This is a genomic window from Streptomyces swartbergensis (assembly GCF_002148965.1).
Classification (GTDB): Bacteria; Actinomycetota; Actinomycetes; order Streptomycetales; family Streptomycetaceae; genus Streptomyces; species Streptomyces swartbergensis.
In genome coordinates, this window is record NZ_NGFN01000614.1 from 1 (window position 1) to 2,382 (window position 2,382).

2 protein-coding genes and 1 pseudogene are annotated in these 2,382 nt (G+C 70.3%); all 3 read left to right on the plus strand.

Going from position 1 to position 2,382, the window contains the following annotated elements:
- Window positions 1-372, plus strand: a pseudogene (locus CA983_RS42805) (hypothetical protein); the annotation flags it as partial.
- An 88-nt stretch (window positions 373-460) separates the two neighbouring features.
- Window positions 461-1,168 carry a Flp pilus assembly protein CpaB gene (gene cpaB / locus CA983_RS42810; RefSeq protein ID WP_086606014.1) on the plus strand — a complete coding sequence of 236 codons (708 nt, stop codon included), beginning with the start codon at window positions 461-463 and terminating at the stop codon, window positions 1,166-1,168.
- A 9-nt stretch (window positions 1,169-1,177) separates the two neighbouring features.
- The coding region (locus CA983_RS42815) for a CpaE/TadZ family protein (RefSeq protein ID WP_086606015.1) at window positions 1,178-2,382 on the plus strand (1,205 nt) is incomplete at its 3' end.

Genomic DNA, 2,382 nt, shown 5'->3' on the forward strand with positions numbered 1-2,382 from the left:
GTCAGGATCACCCCCGAAGCCGCCCTCCCCGGCCCCGAGTTCGGCACCTGGATGCTGGTCGCCAAGGGCCAGCTCCAGTCCGACTGGGTCACCGGCACCCTCGCCCCCTCCTGGAAGGTACAGGGGCTGCGCGAGATCCCGCTCCCGGCCGAATCACCCGGCTGGTGGGGCACCGGCAAGATGATCGAGTTCTGCAGCTACCTGCCCGACCTGTCGGTCCTCTACCAACTGGTCACCTCCGTACGACGCACCCGCTGCCACTGGTGCGGCATCGACGTCATCGGCGACCGCTGCGTGTTCTGCTCGGCCACGCCGCCCGTCCACGACAGCCCACCCCTGAAGCAGCTGGAGAACCGAACGGCCGTCGGATGAGCCCTGACTGCCCTGACAGCCCTTGCACCGCTCGTCAGCACTGCTCCGTTCCCGCTCGACCGATATCCCCAACGAGGTTGTACGGTTCATGAATTCCCGTCAGCGCCGCGGCGTGATTCTCCTGCTCCTGTCGGTCGTCTGCGCCCTCGGCGCCTTCACCGGCGTGCTGTCCGTCATCAGTGACGTGAAGTCCAAGGTGGGCCCCGAGGTCACCGCCTACCGGCTCAAATCCGACGTGCCGCCCTACACCACCCTCAGCACGGGCCAGTTCGAGAAGATCAAGATGCCCGAACGGTGGCTGTCGGACAACGCGGTCACCGACCTGCGCGAGATCCAGGGCAAGATCGCCGTGACCACGCTGCAAGCGGGCTCCCTGCTCCAGTCCGACATGATCGTCCGCCAGCCGGCCCTCCAGCCCGGCCAGCAGGAGGTCGCCATCATGATCGACGCGGCGACCGGCGTGGCCGGCAAGATCACGCCCGGCTCCTCGGTCAACGTCTACGCCACCTTCGAGGGCAAGCGGGAGGGCGACCCCGACCAGTCGAAGATCATCGTGACCAACGCCAAGGTCATCGACGTCGGCGAACTCACCGCGCTGAAACCCGACGAGAACAACCGCACCCGGCAGGCCACCGACGCCGTCCCCATCACCTTCGCGCTGTCCGCCCTCGACGCCCAGCGCATCACCTACGCCGAGTCGTTCGCCCAGCGGGTCCGGCTCGCCCTGGTCGCGCCCGGCGGCGACACCACCGTCCCCGAGCGGGACCGGACGTACGAACTCGCGAAGGACAAGTGAGAGGCTCGCATGCCCACGAGGATCCTCCCGGCAGTCGGTGACGCGGACGCGGTCCGGTCGATCACGACGCTGCTCAGCCAGCTCCCGGACGCCGAGCCGGTCGCCCCGGTGGTCGACTCCACCCAGCTCATCGACACCCTCGGCCGCCTCGCCGCCGAGTCGGTCGACGAACTGCCCGAGGTCGTGGTCGTGCACGAGCGGATCGGCCCGGTCCCCGCGCTGGAACTGATCCGCGAGGTCGCCCTGCGCTTCCCGGCCGTCGGCGTCATCCTCGTCACCTCCGACGCGAGCCCCGGCCTCTTCCAGGCCGCGATGGACTACGGAGCGCGGGGTCTCGTGGCTCTCCCCTTGAGTTACGAGGAACTCGCGAGCCGCGTCCAGGCGGTCGCCCAGTGGTCCGTCGGTGTACGACGGCACCTGGGCGCCGGCGGGGACGTGTTCACCGGCGTCGGCGGCACGGTCGTCACCGTCAGCGGAGCCAAGGGCGGCGTGGGCGCGACCCTGACGGCGATCCAGCTGGCCCTGGCCGCCCAGGCCTCCGGCCGCAGCACCGCCCTGGTCGACATGGACCTCCAGACCGGCGACATCGCCTCCTACCTGGACGTCCAGTTCCGCCGCTCCGTCGTCGACCTGGCCGCCATCACGGACATCTCCCCGCGCGTCCTGGCCGACGCGGTCTTCCGCCACGACACGGGCCTGGCCCTGCTCCTCGCCCCGGCCGAAGGGGAACGCGGCGAGGACGTCACCGACCGCGCCGCCCGCCAGATCGTCAGCGCCCTGCGCTCCCGCTACGAGGTCGTCGTCATCGACTGCGGCGCCCAGCTGAGCGGGGCGGGGGCGGCGGCGGTGGAGATGGCGGACAGGGCGTTGCTGATCACCACTCCGGACGTGGTCGCGGTGCGGGGCGCCAAGCGGGCGGTGCGGATGTGGGACCGGTTGCAGATCCGCAAGGCCGAGGAGACGACCGTCGTCGTCAACCGGCACTCCCGCGGTACGGAGATCCAGCCGCCCCTGATCCAGAAGATCACCGGCACGGCGGTCGCGGCCACCGCGATCCCCGCCAACTTCAAGGAACTCCAGAGCGTCGTGGACGCGGGCCGCGTCCACGAGCTGGAGAGCAGGAGCGCGGTGAAACAGGCGCTGTGGGGCCTGGCGGGGGAGCTGGGTTTGGTGAAGGTCTCCGAGGGCGCTCAGAAGGCGGGCAGGTTCCGGGG